We start from the raw sequence: 15,929 nt of genomic DNA, 5'->3' as shown, positions 1-15,929 counted from the left end.
TGAACCGGTCACCCCCACCTTCTTCCGCATTGCCCCGTACTGCTGTCGCCCCGGCGGCGTGCAGGACGCCGCCGACACGCACGATAGGCGCTGACGCCCGCGCGCTACCCCGCTATCGAGGCGCGCGTGACCGACATCGTCCCCGACACCCAGCACCGCGGCCTCCTGTCGCTGCTCCCGCCGCGCGCGCGGCTGTTCGCGTCGCTGGCGCGGTTCGACCGGCCGATCGGCTGGTGGCTGCTGTTCTGGCCCGGCGCCTGGGGCGTCGCGCTCGCCGGCGGCGTGGTCGAGCGCTGGCCGCTGATCCTGTGGCTGCTGATCGGCAGCATCGCGATGCGCGGCGCGGGATGCGTCTACAACGACATCGTCGACCGCGATCTCGATGCCAGCGTCGCGCGCACCCGCACGCGGCCGCTCGCCAGCGGCGCGGTGTCGGCGAAGGCGGCGTGGGTCTGGCTGCTCGCGCTCTGCCTGATCGGGCTGGTCGTGCTGCTCCAGCTCCATTTGCCCGCCGCGATCGTCTCGCTCGCCGCGATCGCGCCGGTCGCCGCCTATCCGTTCATGAAGCGCATCACCTGGTGGCCGCAGGCATGGCTGGGGCTGGTCTTCTCCTGGGCGGCCCTGGTCGGCTGGACCGAGACATGGGGCGCGCTCACCCTCCCCGGCCTGACGCTCTACGCCGGCACGATCTTCTGGGTGGTCGGTTACGACACGATCTACGCGTTGCAGGACCGCGAGGACGATGCGCTTGTCGGCATCCGCTCCTCCGCGCTCGCGCTCGGCCGCCACGTCCGCGCCGGGGTGACCGCCTGCTACGCGCTCGCGCTCGCGCTCTGGGCGGCGGCATTGTGGCAGGTGCGCGCCGATCCGCTGATCCTCGCCGCGCTCGCGCCGCTCGCGCTCCAGCTGTTCTGGCAGGTCGCGACCTTGCGCGACGATGACGGCAACGGCGCGCTCGACCGCTTCCGCAGCAACCGTACTGCCGGGCTGCTGATGTTCCTCGCCTGCGTCGCGGTGGGAACGCGCATCCAATAGCGCCGCGGCGGCGTTCTCTTGCGCGATATGGCAACCGCAACCTTTCGCCCCTAAGTCCACCCTATGCTCACAGCCCCCCAAGCGCAGGACCGCGCCCACGATATCGTCCGCCGCGCCACCGCCGCCGGCGCCGACGCCGCCGATGCGGTGTTCGCCGCCAATGCCTCGACCGAGGTGTCGGTACGGCTGGGCAAGCTCGAGGATATTGGCCGCTCGGAGGGCGAGGACCTCGGCCTGCGCGTCTTCGTGGGGCAACGCTCGGCCAGCGTCTCGACCTCCGACCTGTCGTCCGCCGCGATGGACGCGCTGGTCGAACGCGCGGTGGCGATGGCGCGCGAAGCGCCCGAGGATCGTTGGGCCGGGCTCGCCCCGCCGGAGCGGCTGCTCCACGGTACCCCGCCGGCGCTCGACCTCGCCGATCGCCACGCCTGCACCCCCGAGCAGCTCCGCACCGCCGCGCTGCTTGCCGAGGAAGCCGCGCGCGCGGTCGACGGCGTCACCAACAGCGAAGGCGGCGGCGCGGCGGCGTCCGAAAGCGTCTGGGCGCTCGCCACCAGCCACGGCTTCGCGGGCAGCTACGCCACCACCGGGTTCAGCGTCTCCGCCAGCGTGATCGCGGGCGAAGGCAGCGCGATGCAGCGCGACTATGCCTTTCATTCCGCCCGCCATCTCGCGCATCTCGACACCCCCGAGGCGATCGGTCGGCTCGCGGGCGAGCGCGCCGTCGCCCGCCTCGATCCGGGTGTGGCGCGCAGCGGGACGATGCCGATCGTCTTCGATCCGCGCGTCGGCGCCAGCCTGCTCGGGCATCTCAGCGGCGCGATCACCGGCGGTGCGATCACCCGCCGCACCAGCTTCCTGCTCGATTCGCTCGGCACCGAGGTGTTCGCGCCCGGCGTGACGATCCGCGACGATCCGCACCGTCCGCACGGGCTGCGCTCGCGCCCGTTCGATGGCGAGGGGCTGCCGGTCTCGCCGCTCGCCATCATCGAGAACGGCGTGCTTGAAAGCTGGCTGCTCGACAGCGCTTCGGCGCGGCAATTGGGGCTGGAGCCGACCGGCCATGCCGCGCGCGGGATCGGCGGCGCACCGGGCGTATCGACCAGCAACCTCTATATGGAGGCGGGCAAGGTGCCGGTCGCGACGCTGATCGAGGATATCGAGGACGGCATCTACGTCACCGAATTGATCGGACAGGGCGTCAACCCCGTCACCGGCGACTATAGCCGCGGCGCGGCGGGCTTCGCGATCCGCGGCGGCGAAATCGTCGCGCCGGTTGCCGGCTTCACGATCGCGGGCAATCTGCTCACCATGTACCGCGCGCTCACCCCCGCCAACGATCTCGTGTTCCGGCAGGGGGTGAACGTACCGACGCTGCGCATCGACGGGATGACGGTCGCCGGTGGCTGATCCCGCCGCTCCTGCTCTCGCCCCCGACCCCGGTCTGGTCGAGGCGGTCGTCGCGGTCGCGCGCGACGCCGGGCAGATGGCGCTCGCGCGGTGGCGCACCGATTTCGCGCGCTGGGAGAAGGCGGAGGGCAGCCCGGTGTGCGAGGTCGACCTCGACGTCGATCGGATGCTCCGCGCGCGGCTCGGCGCACTGCTGCCCGATGCCGGCTGGCTGTCGGAGGAAACCGCCGACAATGCCGACCGGCTGGCGTGCCGCCGCGTCTGGGTGGTCGATCCGATCGACGGCACGCGCGACTATATCCGCGGGCGCGCCGGCTGGTGCGTGTCGATCGCGCTGGTCGAGGACGGCCGCCCGGTGATCGGCGTGCTCGACGCCCCCGCGCGTGAGGAAGTGTGGTGCGCCACCGCGCCCGGCGGCGCGACCCGCAACGGCGTGCGCCTCGCCGCCGGGGGACGCGCCTCCCTGCCCGGCGCGCGCGTCCCCGTCGACGCGCTGCCCAAGGTCGATCGTGACCTGACCGCGGTCGAAAAGCCCAATTCGATCGCGCTGCGCGTCGCGATGGTCGCCGCCGACCGAGCCGATCTGGTCGCAACGCTGCGCTGGGGCAACGAATGGGATATCGCCGCCGCGGTGCTGGTGGCGAGCGCGGCGGGAGCCTCGGTCAGCGACGCGCTCGGCGCGCCCCTCGTATTCAACAAGCCCGATCCGCGCGCCTATGGCGTGCTCGTCAGCACCGCCGGCATCCACGACGCCGCGATCCTCCGCCTCGCCGACCGCGTGAAGGCGGCGCTGGGCTAAAGCCTCCTGCCGTCATCCCGGACTTGATCCGGGATCCCGCTTCCTTCGCCCGATCGTCATTGCGAGCGCTCGCAGCGCCGGCCAAACTACATCAACAACCGCACCCCGACGATCAGCAGCACCACCGCCAGCGCCGGTGTCACCACCCGCTCGGGGAGCCGGTCGGTCAGCCTGGCCCCCAGGATCACGCCCGGCACCGACCCGAGCAGCAGCGACCCCAGCAGCGGCAGATTGATGTTCCCGATCACGGCATGACCGATCCCGCCGATCAGCGCGACCGGCACCGCATGAAGGATGTCCGTCCCCACCAGCCGCTTGGCGTTCAGCCGGAACGGGTACAGCATCAGCAGCAACGTCGCCCCCAGCGCGCCCGCCCCCACCGAAGTGAGCGTGATGAGCGTCCCCAGCAACGCCCCCGCCGCCGCGGTCAGCCACGGCTGCCAGCGCAGCATCGCCTCGGTCCGCGCCCCCTCGGCACGTGCGAACCGCCGCGCCAGCGTCGCCCGGAACGGCGTCAGCACGGCGGAGAGCACCAGCGTCGCCCCCAGCACGTGCACGATCAGCCCGTTGCTCTCCGCCTTGTGCCCGTGGCTCGACAGCCACCACAAGGTGATCGCCACCGCCGGCAGGCTGCCCCAGCACAAGCGCCTGACGATCGCCCAGTCGGCGTTGTTCTGCCGGTGATGCATCGTCCCGCCGACGATCTTGGTGATGGCGGCGAACCACAAATCGGTGCCGACCGCCGTCGTCGGCGCGACCCCGAACAGCAGGATCAGGAGCGGCGACATCAAGGATCCGCCGCCGACCCCGGTCAGCCCGACGATCGTGCCGACCAGAAATCCCGCCAGCGTGCTCAGCGCGTCCAAAGCTGCCTGCCCCCGTTCATCGGCCATACCTGCGCCGAGGCTCGTGCCCGGAGCAAGCGCAGAAAAGCTTGGGGCGACGATGGCTCAACCCGTCCCGCCCGTCATCGCGGCCAGCAGGACATCGGCGATCCGCCGCGCCGCCTGTCCGTCGCCATAGCAATCGCGCGCCACTGCCATCGCGGCATAGGCCTGCGCGTCGTCGAGCACGTCACCCGCCGTGGCGGCGATGCGCGCGGCATCGGTCCCGACCACCAGCACGCCCCCGGCCATCACGCCTTCGCGCCGCTCGGTGACGTCGCGCAACACCAGCACCGGCACGCCCAGTGTGGGGGCCTCCTCCTGCACGCCGCCCGAATCGGTGAGGACCACCGTGCTCGCCGCCATCAGCCGCACGAACGCCGGATAGTCGAGCGCCGGGATCAGCGCGACGCGGTCGCATCCCGCCAGCCGCGCCGACAATGGCGCCGCCACCGCCGGGTTGGGATGGAGCGGCACGACGATGCCGATGTCGTCCCGCATCGCGAGCCGCGCAATGGCCTCGGCGATCCCGTGCAGCGGCGCACCAAGGTTTTCGCGTCGGTGCACGGTGACGGTCACGATCCGCTTGGCCTCGAAACGCGCCAGCACCGGCGCGACCGCGGCGGTCAATGCCGGCTCCGCCGCGATCCGCGCCCGAATGGCGCAAAGCGCGTCCGCCACCGTGTTGCCGGTCAGGTGGGTCGCCGCCGCCGGCACGTTCTCCGCGCGCAACGCCGCCATCGCCGCTGCGGTGGGCGCGAAGTGCAGGTCGGCCATCACCCCTGCGACCCGCCGGCTGCCCTCCTCGGGCCACGGCGCGGACAGATCGCCGCTCCGCAACCCCGCCTCGACATGCGCGACGGGGATCCCGCGCAGGTGCGCCGACAGCGTGGCGGCCAGCGTCGTCAGCGTGTCGCCGTGCACCACCACCCGCTGCGGTTGCTCGCGTTCGATCGCGCCGCCGATCCCGACCAGCAATTGCGCCAGGGCGGCATCGAGCGATCCGCCCGCCCGCGTCAGCGTCAGGTTCACGTCCGGAACGATCCCGAACGCGTCCAGCGCCTGCTTCAGCAGCATCGGATGCTGCCCCGTCGCCAGCACGCGCGTGGCGATTTGCGGCCGATCGCGCAACGCGGCGATCACCGGCGCCATCTTTATCGCCTCCGGTCGTGTCCCGAAGACGATGAGCAAGCGGGGCCGATGCAACGCGCGGGCACTCCCAGGGGTTGTTGCGCCAGCGGAACCTGACGCATGGTCGGGTGATTAAGCGGCCAGCGAGGGAGTTTGCAATGCGACTGGTGATGATCGGCCTCGGCCGGATGGGCGGCAACATGGCACGCCGCCTGATGAGGGCCGGACACGAGATCGTCGCCTTCGATCGCGACGCGCAAGCCGTTGAAAAGCTTGTCGCCGATGGCGCGATCGCGGCCAATTCGGTCGACGATGCGCGCGCCAGGGCGGGCAGTCCGGCGATCTGGTGGGTGATGCTGCCGCACGGCGCGATCACCGATGGGATGGTCGACCAGATTGCGGCGGGCGGCAGCGCCGGCGACGTGGTGATCGACGGCGGTAACAGCTTCTACAAGGACGATATTCGCCGCGCGAAGGCGCTCGCCGAAAAGGGCATCCACTATGTCGACGTCGGCACGTCGGGGGGTGTCTGGGGGCTCGAACGCGGCTATTGCATGATGATCGGGGGCCCCGAGCAGGTCGTCAAAGATCTTGACCCGATTTTCGCTGCCCTCGCCCCCGGCATGGGCACGATCCCGCGCACCGTCGGCCGCAAGGACGACGCCGATTCGCGCGCGGAGAACGGCTATATTCATGCCGGCCCGGCCGGTGCCGGCCATTTCGTGAAGATGGTCCACAACGGCATCGAATATGGGCTGATGCAGGCCTATGCCGAGGGCTTCGACATCCTGAAGGGCAAGGCCTCCGAAAAACTGCCCGAGGATCAACGCTATGACATCGATCTCGCCGATGTCGCCGAGGTGTGGCGGCGTGGCAGCGTGATCTCGTCGTGGCTGCTCGATCTCACCGCCGACGCGCTCACCGCCGATGGCAAGCTGGAGAAGTTCAGCGGCAACGTCGCCGACTCGGGCGAGGGCCAGTGGACGATCGAGGCGGCGATGGAGGAGGCGGTGCCGGCCAACGTGCTCACCACCGCGCTGTTCGCCCGCTATCGCAGCCGCGTCGAACATACCTTTGGCGAAAAGGTTCTGTCGGCGATGCGCTTCGGCTTCGGCGGCCATGTCGAGATGCCGCAATAATGGCGATCCGCTTGTTGGTGTCGGATCTCGACGGCACATTGGTCGACAAGGACAAGAACCTCACCCCCGTCACGATCGCCGCCGTCGACCGGCTGCGCGCGGCGGGGATTGCGTTCACGGTCATCAGCGCGCGGCCGATGTCGGGGATCCGCCCGCTGCTCGAACCACTTGGGCTGGACGGCGACGTCGCGGCGTTCAACGGCGGGATCGTCTTCCGGCGCGACGGCACGATCGTCAGCCACGTCACGATCCCGGCGGACATCGCGCGCGGCGTCATGGCGATGGCGGACGGCGTCGACACCTGGGTCTTCGCCGACGACCGATGGTTTGCCAGCAACGGCGACGGCCCGCACACGACGAGCGAGCGCCGCAGCAGCGCGCAGGAGCCGGTGGTCGTCGCCTCGTTCGACGACCTGCTCGACCATGCCGACAAGATCACGTTCGTCAGCGATGACGAGGCGGCGCTCCGCTCGCTCTACGAACGCGTTCACGCCCGCTACGGCAAGGACGCGACCGTTGCACAGTCGCAGACCTATTATCTCGACGTCACCGCACGCGCCGCGAACAAGGGCGACGGCATCGCCGCGCTGGCCGATGCGTTGCAGGTCGATCTTGCCGACACCGTCGCGATCGGCGATCAGGCCAACGACCTGCCGATGCTGGCGCGCGCCGGGCTGTCGATCGCGATGGGCAATGCGCCCGACGCGGTGAAGGCGAAGGCGCACGCCACCACTCGCGCAAACGACGAAGATGGCGTAGCGCACGCCATCGAAACGATCATCCTTCCCCGCGGAGATACCGAATGAAGAAGCTCGTCGCCTTCGACCTCGACGGCACGCTCGCGCTCAGCAAGCAACCGCTGAAGGACGATATGGGCGAGACGCTGGCCGATCTGCTGACGGTCGCCGACGTCGCGGTGATCTCTGGCGGCGACTGGCCGCAGTTCGAGAAGCAGGTCGCCAGCCGCCTGCCCGAACGCGCCGACCGTTCGCGGCTGTGGCTGATGCCGACCACCGGCACCAAGCTCTATGTCCACAAGCATGGCGCGTGGCAGACGGTCTATGCCGAGCTGTTCGACGACGCCGAAAAGCAGAAGATCATCACCGCCTTCGGTGAGTCGCTCGAGGCGACGGGCTTCGTCCCCGAACAGACCTGGGGCGAGCGGATCGAGGATCGCGGCAGCCAGATCACCTTCTCCGCGCTCGGCCAGGAAGCGCCGATCGAGGCCAAGGAACATTGGGACCCGGACTTTGCCAAGCGCAAGGTGATCCAGGCCGACCTGCGCCAGCGGCTGCCGGGGCTGGCGATCAACATGGGCGGAGCGACCTCGATCGACATCACCCGCGAGGGGGTCGACAAGGGCTATGGCCTGCGCAGGCTCGCCAAGGAGAGCGGGTTCGAGCTGTCGGAAATGCTGTTCATCGGCGACGCGATCTTCCCGGGCGGCAACGACTATCCCGCGCACGAGGCCGGGGTCGATTGCGTGCGGGTCCGCGATCCGCAGGAAACCATCAGCGTCGTGACCGCGATCGTCGCCTGCCAGAAGTAACCCGGTGATCGACGTACCGGGGCTGTACGCCCGCTTCATCAACGCGATCGGCGACGGCACCGGTACCACCGACACGGTCCTGCACATCCACGCCGGGATGGCGGTGCTGATGATCGCGCGGATCGTCACGCGCCGCTCGCTCGGCACGTTCATCCCGCTGTCGGTGGTGGCGGCGGCCGAGCTGGCGAACGAGGTGCTCGACCGGCTCCACTATCATAGCTGGCGGTGGTGGGACACGATCCCCGACGTCATCAACACCTTGTTCTGGCCGACCGTGATCTGCCTCGCGGTCCGGCTGCGTCCGATGCGCCCGGTCCGGCGGCGCTGACGCCGCCGGGTCAGCCGCTTATCGCGACGTCAGCAGCTTGACCGGCCCGCCGTCGAAGCGCGCCGCGGTCAGCACGCCCGTCGCATAGGCACCGCTGTCGAGACAGATCCGCCCCGGCGCGCCATACGCCTCGTCCTGCGGCGTATGGCCGTGCACGATCAGCAGGTCGCTATCGACCGGCGCGCCGAGAAACTCCTCGCGGATATAGAGGATGTCCTTCATCCGCTGCTTCTCCAGCGGCACGCCGGGGCGCAGCCCGGCATGGACGAAGATCAGCCCGCCCTGCACGATGTAATGATCGAGCCCGCGCAGCCACGCGTCATGCGTCGCCGGCACCACCGCACGCAACTGCTCGCGGGTCGCGTCCCAGCCCTCGGGCGTATCGGGGGCCGCGATGCCATAGGAGGCGAGCGTCGTCGCGCCACCATGCCGTCCCCAGCTCTGCCCGCTGCTGCGCGCGTCGAGGAACGCGACCATCGCATCCTCGTGATTGCCGAGCACCGCACGCCATTCGATCGTCTCGTCCTCGCGCAGCGCGAGAATGCGGTCGATCAGTTGCGCCGATGCGGGGCCGCGGTCGATATAGTCGCCCAGCAGCACCACCATCGGCTTGCCGTCGTAGCCGCCCGGATGCGCCGCGATGTCGTCGCGTATACGCGCGATCAGCCGGTCGAACAGATCGACGCGCCCGTGCAGGTCGCCGACCGCATAGATCAGCCGGCCGCCGCTGTCGGGGGTGCCGAGCACGCGCACCAGCGCCGCGCCGCTCACGTCGCCGGCGGGCACCGGCTCGGACACCGAGTCGGGAACCGGCGTGCGGCCCGGATGGGGCGTCGTCGTCGCGAGCGGCAGCGGCGGGCCATCCGGCTGCGGCTTCGGCTCCTGTCTGCGCCGGCGCAGCGAGTCCTCGGGCGCGATGCGCAGCAACGTCCCGAACATCACCAGCGACAGCACGTTGTGCGCGGTCAGCAGCGTGCCCTCGAACGAGAACCACACGATCAGCACGAACGCGATCGCCCCCTGCGGCGCGCGCCGGAACAGGCAGTAGATCACCCATGCGTAGAACAGGATCGCACTGACCAGGCCATATTCGATCGCCGTCTTGACGAACGGCCACCAGATGAAGTTGCCGCCCTTCTCGATCTGCCCCGCGCCGATCCCGGCGATCAATCCTTTCGGATCGTGCAGGAACTCCAGCAAGCGCTCCAGCGGCAGGATGAAGCGCATGTTGGCGCTGGTGCCGTTGTGCTTGTATTCGTCCATGCGCGTGCTGACGATGTCGAACCATCCCAGCCGGAACGCGATCACGCACACGACCAGCAGGATCGCGAGCATGACGACCGCGTTGCGCATCCGCATCCGCCCCAGCAGCACCGGCAGCGTCAGCGCCATCAGCAGCGCGCCGGTGCCCGCCATCGTCATCAGCAGTCCGGCCGCCAGCACGATCAACCGGATCGGACGGCGGAACAACGTCAGCTCGAACGCCAGCGCCAGCGCGATGAACTGCGACAGGAGCGACACTTCGAGGAAGCTCACCGCGTTGGGCTTCATGTAGCGGGAGCCGTAGATGATCGGCTGGATATAGACGTAGTCCGGAATCAGCCACGCCTTGGGCAGCAGCAGGTTCAGGTTGGGCCATGCCCGCCACGAGATCGCGAGCTGGATCATGTGCTGCGCCAGCGTGACACCGACATATCCCAGCATCAGCGTGATGAACAGGTTCATGCAGCGCCGGTAATTCGCGGCGCTGGTCTCATACTGGATCATGAACGGCGCATAGAGCGCGGCGAACAGCATCAGGCTCGACGCGCTGTAGCGCGGCGCCAGGAAGAAGGTGGAGAAGGACGCGACGATGAAGGCGAGGAAGAAGCCGCCGATCCGCACCGCGTCGAACTTCGGCCGGATCAGGATCGGCCCCAGCGCGATCGCCGCGACGAACAGCGGCAGCACCAGCGGCACGAACCCGCCGGCCTTCAGCGGCAAAGCGATCTTCTGCAGCACCACGTTGCCGATCAGCCCGACCGCGAAGATCGCGAGCACCACCTTGTCTTCGAAGCTCGGCGGCGCGGCGGGCGCATCGTTGCGCGAGCGGCGCTCGGCCGGCGCGCGCGCGGCGCGCTCCGTGCCCTCGATCGGGGCAGAGTCGAGGGTCAGCGATCGTGCCATCGTGTTACGCAATCCCTGGGCATGGCGAACCGGCGGATCGCCGGGCGATCCGTCACCGCCGCAACGCTAAAGGGTAAGCGATCGACCGCCAACCGAAAAAGGCGCTCCCATCGCGGCACGACACGGGGCTGTCCTACAAGCCCATCCCGAACATAAAGGGAACGTTCTCGACAGCAGGAGGACGACGACATGCCCGACAAGTTCCAGAACAGCAGCGACAGTGCCAGCGCGCCCTCGACCGCGCCCTATCCGATCCAGCCCGACGACACCGCGCCGCTGCCCAGCGTACCCCGCGGCATCTATGTCGGCGGCGGCGGCACGATCGTGCTGCGCGGCGTCGAGGGAAGCGAGGACGTCACCTACCGTAACCTTCCCGACGCCAGCTACGTCGCGGTACGCGCGCTTTATGTCCGCGCTACCGGCACCACCGCCACCCATCTGATCGCGGAGGCCTGAGATGACGCGAACCTCGGGATCGATCGGCGGCGCGGTCACCGCCGCCGCCTTGGCGCGGCTGGGCGCCCCCGTGCCGACGGTCGAGGCACCCTCGACGACCGCGCTGCTCGGCTGGGCGGCGGCGCGCGGCCGCGTGCGCAGCGGCATGAGCGACGTCGCGCGCATCGCCTTCGTCGGAGACAGCAAGACGGTCGGGGCCGGCGCGGGCACCGGGAGCACCTTCACCGTCGGCGCCTTCGCCCGGTCGCGCCCGGCGCGGGTCGCGGCGTTGCTCGCGGCGGCCGGGCTCACCACCCGCACTGACGCCTTCTTCGGCTGTGCCGGCTTCGGCAGCATCGCCGACGTCCTCGCCTACGATCCGCGCCGCAGCGGCTTCGCCGGCTGGGGCGGGGGCAGCAATTCGTTGGGCGGCGCGATGATGAGCGCGGGCAACGCCAATCCCGGGCAGTTCCAGCCCGGCGGGCCGGTCGATCGCTGCTCGGTCTTCGTCCGCAACGGCAGCGACCGGCCCGCCTTCACGGTGACCAAGGGCAGCGAAAGCGTGACCCTGACGCCGTCGGGGGCGAGCGGCGGCTTCGCCCGACTGGAGGCGACCTTCGCCACCCGCGACGCCGCACCGATCGCGATCGCGCGCACCGGCACGGCGGGCAATCTGCAACTGGCGGGGATGATCGCCTGGGACAGCACGCGCCCCGGCGTCGAGATCGTCAATTTCGGCGTCTATGGCGTCGTCTCCGGCTTCCAGGCGGACATGACGAACGCATTCTCCCCCGCCAATGCGCTCGCCACGTACGCACCGCATCTGACGATCGTGAATCTGGGCACGAACGACAGCGCGCAGGGGCTGGCCATAACGACGTGGCTGGCGAACATCCGCACGATCGTCCAGCAGGCGCGGCCGAGCGGCAGCGTGATCCTGACGTGGCCCGCGGTCGGCGGCGTCGGCGCGGCGGGCGGCAGCGACGCGAACCGCGCGCAGTGGCGCAGCGCGCTGCGCGCGCTCGCGCTCGACAACGAATGCCTCTTCATCGACGAGGAGGCGATGCTGGGCGGGCGCGCCATCGCGCAGGCGAGCGGGGCGTTCGCCGACAGCCTGCACGAAGCCGCCTGGGCCTATGACGTCCAGGCCGCGGCGATCGCGCGCGCGATCCTCTAACCGCCCAAAATGACACGGCTCCGCCCTTTGGGGGCGGAGCCGCAATACTTGCTCCCGCGCCGCACCATGCTACGCCCTGCCGGCAGAGCCCGGAGGAGACAGCGTGCGCGCCGATGCCAGCGAATTGACCGCCCCGCCCGCCCCGGCCGACGTCTGCATCGTCGGATCGGGGGCGGCTGGCCTCACGCTCGCCGCGCGCTGCGCCGCGCTGGGGCTCGAGGTGCTGGTGCTGGAGGCTGGCGGGCCGAACGCCGATCCCGCCGTGCAGGACGCCTATGCCGGGCAGGTCGCCGATCCGCGCGTCCACTGGCCGCTCGACACGTACCGCGTGCGCGCGCTGGGCGGCACGACCGCGCTGTGGGGCGGCCGTTCGATCCCGTTCGATCCGATCGACTTCGAGCCGCGGCCGTGGGTCGCGCATTCGGGCTGGCCGATCGGCTATGACGAGGTCGCGCTTCACTATCCCGCCGCGATGGAGGCGGCGGAGGCGGGCGCGTTCGACCATATGCCCTCCGCGCCGATCGTCCCCGGCCTTGAAGGCGACACGCTTCATACAACGGTCGAACGCTTCAGCCGCCCGACCAATTTCTGGACACGCTACGGCCAGCAACTGACCGCCGCGCCGAACGTCCGGGTCGTCACCCATGCGCCGGTCACCGCGATCCGGCTCGCCGCCGACGGCAACAGCGTCGACCATCTCGAGGTGCGCGCGCCGGACGGCAGCAACTGGCCGATCCGCGCGACGAATTACGTGCTGGCCGCGGGTGGGCTGGAAACAGCGCGCCTGCTGCTGGCCTCCGACGACGTGCTGCCCGACGGCCCCGGCAACGCCGGCGGCTGGCTCGGACGCGGCTATATGTGTCATCTCGCCGCGACGTTCGGCATGGCGCATTTCACCGGCGATCCCAAGACGATCGGCTTCGATTACGAGCGCGATGCGGAGGGGATCTACATCCGCCGCCGGCTGGCCCCCACGCCCGCGGCGCAGCGCGCGCGGCAATTGCTCAACAGCACCGTGCGGCTGCACATCCGCGATGCCAACGATCCGGCGCACGGCGATCCGGTATTGTCGCTGATGTTCCTCGCCGCCTTTGCGGTGAAATACGAATACAGCCGCGCCGCACGCGAGGCCGATCGGTCGCTCGGCCCGTATCTGCGCCATGTCGGCAATATTGCGCGCCATCCGGTGCAGTTGTTCAACTTCGTTCGCACCTGGGGCGTGAAGCGCTATCTGGCGTCGCGGCGCATCCCGTCGATCGCGCTGCCGTCGCGCGACAATCGCTATCCGTTCGAGTTCGTCAGCGAGCAATCGCCGAACTGGGACAGCCGCGTCGCCCTGTCGGCGGAGCGCGACGCCTTGGGGATGCGCCGTCTCCACGTCGACTGGCGCGTCGCCCCGGCCGACTTCGACTCGGCGCGCGCCACCTACCGGCTGATCCGTGACGAGCTGGTGCGCACCGGGACCGGCACGCTCGACTATGACGAAGCGGCGCTGGAGGACGCGCTGCTCGACTCGGCGGCTTACGGCGGACATCACAGCGGCACGACCCGCATGTCCGACAGTCCGCGCGACGGCGTGGTCGATCGCGACTGCCGGGTGCACGGCGTCGCCGACCTCTATGTCGCGAGTGCGTCGGTCACGCCGACGTCGAGCCAGGCCAATCCCACGCTGACCGCGATCGCGCTGGCGCTGCGGCTCGCGGATCATCTCAAGGAGCGGCACGCATGACGGGCACGGTGCTGGTGACGGGCGCGGGCGGCTTCGTCGGGCAACGCGTCGTCGCGGCGCTGCAGGCAGCGGGCGTTCCGGTCGTCGCCGGCTATCGCCGCCCCCCGCCGGGCGGCACCGCGCTCAATGTGCTGGAGCCCAAGGCGCTGGCGGTGACGATGCCGGGGATCGAAACCGTCGTCCACACCGCGGTCGGCGGCCCACGCGACACCCGCGTCATCGTCGACGGCACGCGCAACACGCTGGCCGCCGCCCGCGCCGCCGGGGTGAAGCGCTTCATCCAGCTCAGCTCGGTCGCGGTCTATGGCGATGTCACCGGCACGATCGACGAGAACGCGCCGACCGACCGACCGCACGGCACCTATGGCGCGGCGAAGGTCGCCGCCGAGGCGGCCTGCGCGCAGGCGGGCGGCGCGCTGGCGGTCGCGATCCTGCGCCCGACCCTAATCTACGGCCCGCGGAGCGCGGCGTGGACCACCGCCTATCTTGACCGCCTGCACGACGGCTGGCCGGTGCTCGGCGACGCCGGACGCGGCGATGCCAATCTGATCCATGTCGACGATCTCGCCGGGTTCATCGCGCATCTCGCCACCAGCGCCACGCCGGTCTCGGGCACCTTCAACGTCAACGGCGCCGACATTCCGACGTGGCACACCTATCTGGAGGCGCTGCGTGACGCAGTGCAGGCGCCGGTCGGCACCGGTTCGCTACCGGGCGCACCGACGCTCGCGGCACGCAAGCTGGCCAAGGCGATCGGGGCCGCCGCAGGACGGGCCGGCGTGTCGCTCGATCCGCTCGAACGCTTCGTCGCGCGCACCCCCTCGCATGACGAGGTCGCCCGGTTTCGCACCTCGGTTCGATATGCGATCGACCGGATGCAGGCGACCGGCTTCACCCCGCGGATCAGCGTGGCGGACGGGATCGCCGACATCGCCGCCTGGGAGCGCGCCGGACGACCCTAACGTGCGGATTATGGCACAGCCGGGTCCTCACGCTGGCGGCGATCCGCACATCTCCGGCAACCGGGCATGGCTGAAACGAGGAATACCGCGTAATAACAGTGGTTTACTGATCCGTTAGGGGATGCTTCGCCCCGCCCACGATCTGCGTTAGCCTCACCCTCAAGACGTTCGCTGCATGCGGACGCGAGGAGAGGTTATGCACAGCACCATCATTCCCCCCGAGGCCGAAGGCCCCCGCCGCCTTCACCATCATCTCTACGTCCAGGTTCTGATCGCGATCGTCGCCGGCGCGATCCTCGGCCATTTCTATCCGCAGCTCGGCGCGGCGCTGAAGCCGCTCGGCGATGGTTTCATCAAGCTGGTGAAGATGGTCATCGCCCCGGTCATCTTCCTGACCCTGGTCAGCGGGATCGCCGGGCTGCGCGAATTGAGTGCGGTCGGGCGCGTCGCCGGCAAGGCGTTCGGCTATTTCCTGTTCTTCTCGACGCTCGCGTTGATCGTCGGGTTGATCGTCGCCAATGTCGTCCAGCCGGGCGCGGGGATGAACATCAATCCCGCCACGCTCGATACCGGGGCGGTCGCCGACTATGCCGCCAAGGCGCATGACACGACGCTGACCGGCTTCCTGCTCAACATCATTCCCGACACGTTGATCTCGGCACTGACGCAAGGCAACATCCTGCAGGTGCTGTTGGTCGCGATCCTGTTCGGCGTCGCGCTCAGCCTGGTCGGCGCGCCCGCCGCCCCGATCCTCGACCTGATCGAGCGACTCAACATCGTCGTGTTCCGCGTCGTCGCGATCCTGATGCGCGTCGCCCCGCTCGGTGCGTTCGGCGCGATCGCCTTCACCGTCGGCAAATATGGCGTCGGCAGCCTCGTCAATCTCGGCGGCCTGGTCGCGACCTTCTATCTCACCTCGGCGCTGTTCGTGTTCGGCATCCTCGGCATCGTGGCGCGGTTGCACGGCTTCTCGATCCTGCGGCTGATCGCCTATCTCAAGGGCGAGTTGTTGCTGGTGCTCGGCACCTCCTCGTCGGAGCCGGCGTTGCCCGGATTGCTCACCAAGCTGGAGGCCGCCGGCTGCGACCGCGGCGTGGTCGGACTGGTCGTCCCGACCGGCTATTCGTTCAACCTCGACGGCACCAACATCTACATGACGCTGGCGGCGCTGTTCATCGCGCAGGC

General features: G+C 69.7%; 15 protein-coding genes. 12 read left to right on the top strand and 3 right to left on the bottom strand.

The window, feature by feature from the left end; translation table 11 throughout:
- The first annotated feature begins 126 nt into the window (after window positions 1-126).
- From ubiA to AADI75_RS07120, 3 genes are all read left to right on the top strand, one after another.
- A complete protein-coding gene (ubiA, locus tag AADI75_RS07130) occupies window positions 127-1,035 on the top strand; it encodes a 4-hydroxybenzoate octaprenyltransferase (RefSeq protein WP_341208351.1) in 909 nt (302 codons plus the stop codon).
- A gap of 63 nt (window positions 1,036-1,098) precedes the next feature.
- Window positions 1,099-2,445, top strand: a complete 1,347-nt coding sequence (locus AADI75_RS07125) for a TldD/PmbA family protein (RefSeq protein WP_341208350.1) — start codon at window positions 1,099-1,101, stop codon at window positions 2,443-2,445.
- Window positions 2,438-3,244, top strand: coding sequence for a 3'(2'),5'-bisphosphate nucleotidase CysQ (locus tag AADI75_RS07120; protein ID WP_341208349.1), 807 nt, complete (start codon window positions 2,438-2,440; stop codon window positions 3,242-3,244). The genes AADI75_RS07125 and AADI75_RS07120 overlap by 8 nt, the downstream gene beginning before the upstream one ends.
- A gap of 86 nt (window positions 3,245-3,330) precedes the next feature.
- Here the strand turns inward: AADI75_RS07120 and AADI75_RS07115 are convergent, their stop codons facing one another.
- Together AADI75_RS07115 and wecB are read right to left on the bottom strand one after the other, a co-directional pair.
- Window positions 3,331-4,137, bottom strand: coding sequence for a sulfite exporter TauE/SafE family protein (locus AADI75_RS07115; protein WP_341208348.1), 807 nt, complete (start codon window positions 4,135-4,137; stop codon window positions 3,331-3,333).
- Window positions 4,138-4,194: 57 nt separating this feature from the next.
- Window positions 4,195-5,334 (bottom strand): UDP-N-acetylglucosamine 2-epimerase (non-hydrolyzing), encoded by a 1,140-nt coding sequence (wecB, locus tag AADI75_RS07110; protein ID WP_341208347.1) that lies wholly within the window; start codon window positions 5,332-5,334, stop codon window positions 4,195-4,197.
- Between the two features lie 83 nt (window positions 5,335-5,417).
- Between wecB and gnd the strand changes: the two genes are divergently transcribed.
- The 4 genes from gnd to AADI75_RS07090 are packed head-to-tail and all read left to right on the top strand — an operon-like array spanning window position 5,418 to window position 8,275.
- Window positions 5,418-6,398 (top strand): phosphogluconate dehydrogenase (NAD(+)-dependent, decarboxylating), encoded by a 981-nt coding sequence (gnd, locus tag AADI75_RS07105; RefSeq protein ID WP_341208346.1) that lies wholly within the window; start codon window positions 5,418-5,420, stop codon window positions 6,396-6,398.
- Window positions 6,398-7,204: a Cof-type HAD-IIB family hydrolase gene (locus AADI75_RS07100; protein WP_341208345.1), complete on the top strand. Its 807-nt coding sequence runs from the start codon at window positions 6,398-6,400 to the stop codon at window positions 7,202-7,204. Before gnd ends, AADI75_RS07100 begins: the two co-directional genes overlap by 1 nt.
- The gene (locus tag AADI75_RS07095) at window positions 7,201-7,947 is read left to right on the top strand and encodes an HAD-IIB family hydrolase (protein ID WP_341208344.1); all 747 of its coding nucleotides are present in this window, start codon (window positions 7,201-7,203) and stop codon (window positions 7,945-7,947) included. The genes AADI75_RS07100 and AADI75_RS07095 overlap by 4 nt, the downstream gene beginning before the upstream one ends.
- A gap of 4 nt (window positions 7,948-7,951) precedes the next feature.
- Window positions 7,952-8,275 carry a hypothetical protein gene (locus AADI75_RS07090; protein WP_341208343.1) on the top strand — a complete coding sequence of 108 codons (324 nt, stop codon included), beginning with the start codon at window positions 7,952-7,954 and terminating at the stop codon, window positions 8,273-8,275.
- 18 nt (window positions 8,276-8,293) lie between these two features.
- Here the strand turns inward: AADI75_RS07090 and AADI75_RS07085 are convergent, their stop codons facing one another.
- Window positions 8,294-10,441: a metallophosphoesterase family protein gene (locus AADI75_RS07085; protein WP_341208342.1), complete on the bottom strand. Its 2,148-nt coding sequence runs from the start codon at window positions 10,439-10,441 to the stop codon at window positions 8,294-8,296.
- Window positions 10,442-10,630: 189 nt separating this feature from the next.
- Between AADI75_RS07085 and AADI75_RS07080 the strand changes: the two genes are divergently transcribed.
- The 5 genes from AADI75_RS07080 to AADI75_RS07060 form a co-directional block, all read left to right on the top strand.
- The gene (locus tag AADI75_RS07080) at window positions 10,631-10,897 is read left to right on the top strand and encodes a hypothetical protein (protein ID WP_341208341.1); all 267 of its coding nucleotides are present in this window, start codon (window positions 10,631-10,633) and stop codon (window positions 10,895-10,897) included.
- A gap of 1 nt (window position 10,898) precedes the next feature.
- Complete coding sequence (locus AADI75_RS07075) at window positions 10,899-12,053, top strand: SGNH/GDSL hydrolase family protein (protein ID WP_341208340.1); 1,155 nt, start codon at window positions 10,899-10,901, stop codon at window positions 12,051-12,053.
- A 103-nt stretch (window positions 12,054-12,156) separates the two neighbouring features.
- Window positions 12,157-13,782: a GMC family oxidoreductase gene (locus AADI75_RS07070; RefSeq protein ID WP_341208339.1), complete on the top strand. Its 1,626-nt coding sequence runs from the start codon at window positions 12,157-12,159 to the stop codon at window positions 13,780-13,782.
- Window positions 13,779-14,744 carry an NAD(P)-dependent oxidoreductase gene (locus AADI75_RS07065; RefSeq protein WP_341208338.1) on the top strand — a complete coding sequence of 322 codons (966 nt, stop codon included), beginning with the start codon at window positions 13,779-13,781 and terminating at the stop codon, window positions 14,742-14,744. Before AADI75_RS07070 ends, AADI75_RS07065 begins: the two co-directional genes overlap by 4 nt.
- Before the next feature lie 196 nt (window positions 14,745-14,940).
- Window positions 14,941-15,929: cation:dicarboxylase symporter family transporter (locus AADI75_RS07060; protein ID WP_341208337.1), on the top strand; the 989-nt coding region annotated here is incomplete at its 3' end.

Origin of the sequence: uncultured Sphingomonas sp. (assembly GCF_964021865.1) — a bacterium.
Lineage (GTDB): Bacteria > Pseudomonadota > Alphaproteobacteria > Sphingomonadales > Sphingomonadaceae > Sphingomonas.
Note: the sequence above shows the minus strand (reverse complement) of the source record. Positions and strands in the feature narration are given on the sequence as shown.

Excerpts from the sequence above, each read along its gene's own strand:
- AADI75_RS07125 (WP_341208350.1), top strand. The coding sequence starts at position 1,099 with ATGCTCACAGCCCCCCAAGCGCAGGACCGCGCCCACGATATCGTCCGC.
- AADI75_RS07115 (WP_341208348.1), bottom strand. The coding sequence starts at position 4,137 with ATGGCCGATGAACGGGGGCAGGCAGCTTTGGACGCGCTGAGCACGCTG.
- gnd (WP_341208346.1), top strand. The coding sequence starts at position 5,418 with ATGCGACTGGTGATGATCGGCCTCGGCCGGATGGGCGGCAACATGGCA.
- AADI75_RS07100 (WP_341208345.1), top strand. The coding sequence starts at position 6,398 with ATGGCGATCCGCTTGTTGGTGTCGGATCTCGACGGCACATTGGTCGAC.
- AADI75_RS07095 (WP_341208344.1), top strand. The coding sequence starts at position 7,201 with ATGAAGAAGCTCGTCGCCTTCGACCTCGACGGCACGCTCGCGCTCAGC.
- AADI75_RS07085 (WP_341208342.1), bottom strand. The coding sequence starts at position 10,441 with ATGGCACGATCGCTGACCCTCGACTCTGCCCCGATCGAGGGCACGGAG.
- AADI75_RS07080 (WP_341208341.1), top strand. The coding sequence starts at position 10,631 with ATGCCCGACAAGTTCCAGAACAGCAGCGACAGTGCCAGCGCGCCCTCG.
- AADI75_RS07075 (WP_341208340.1), top strand. The coding sequence starts at position 10,899 with ATGACGCGAACCTCGGGATCGATCGGCGGCGCGGTCACCGCCGCCGCC.
- AADI75_RS07065 (WP_341208338.1), top strand. The coding sequence starts at position 13,779 with ATGACGGGCACGGTGCTGGTGACGGGCGCGGGCGGCTTCGTCGGGCAA.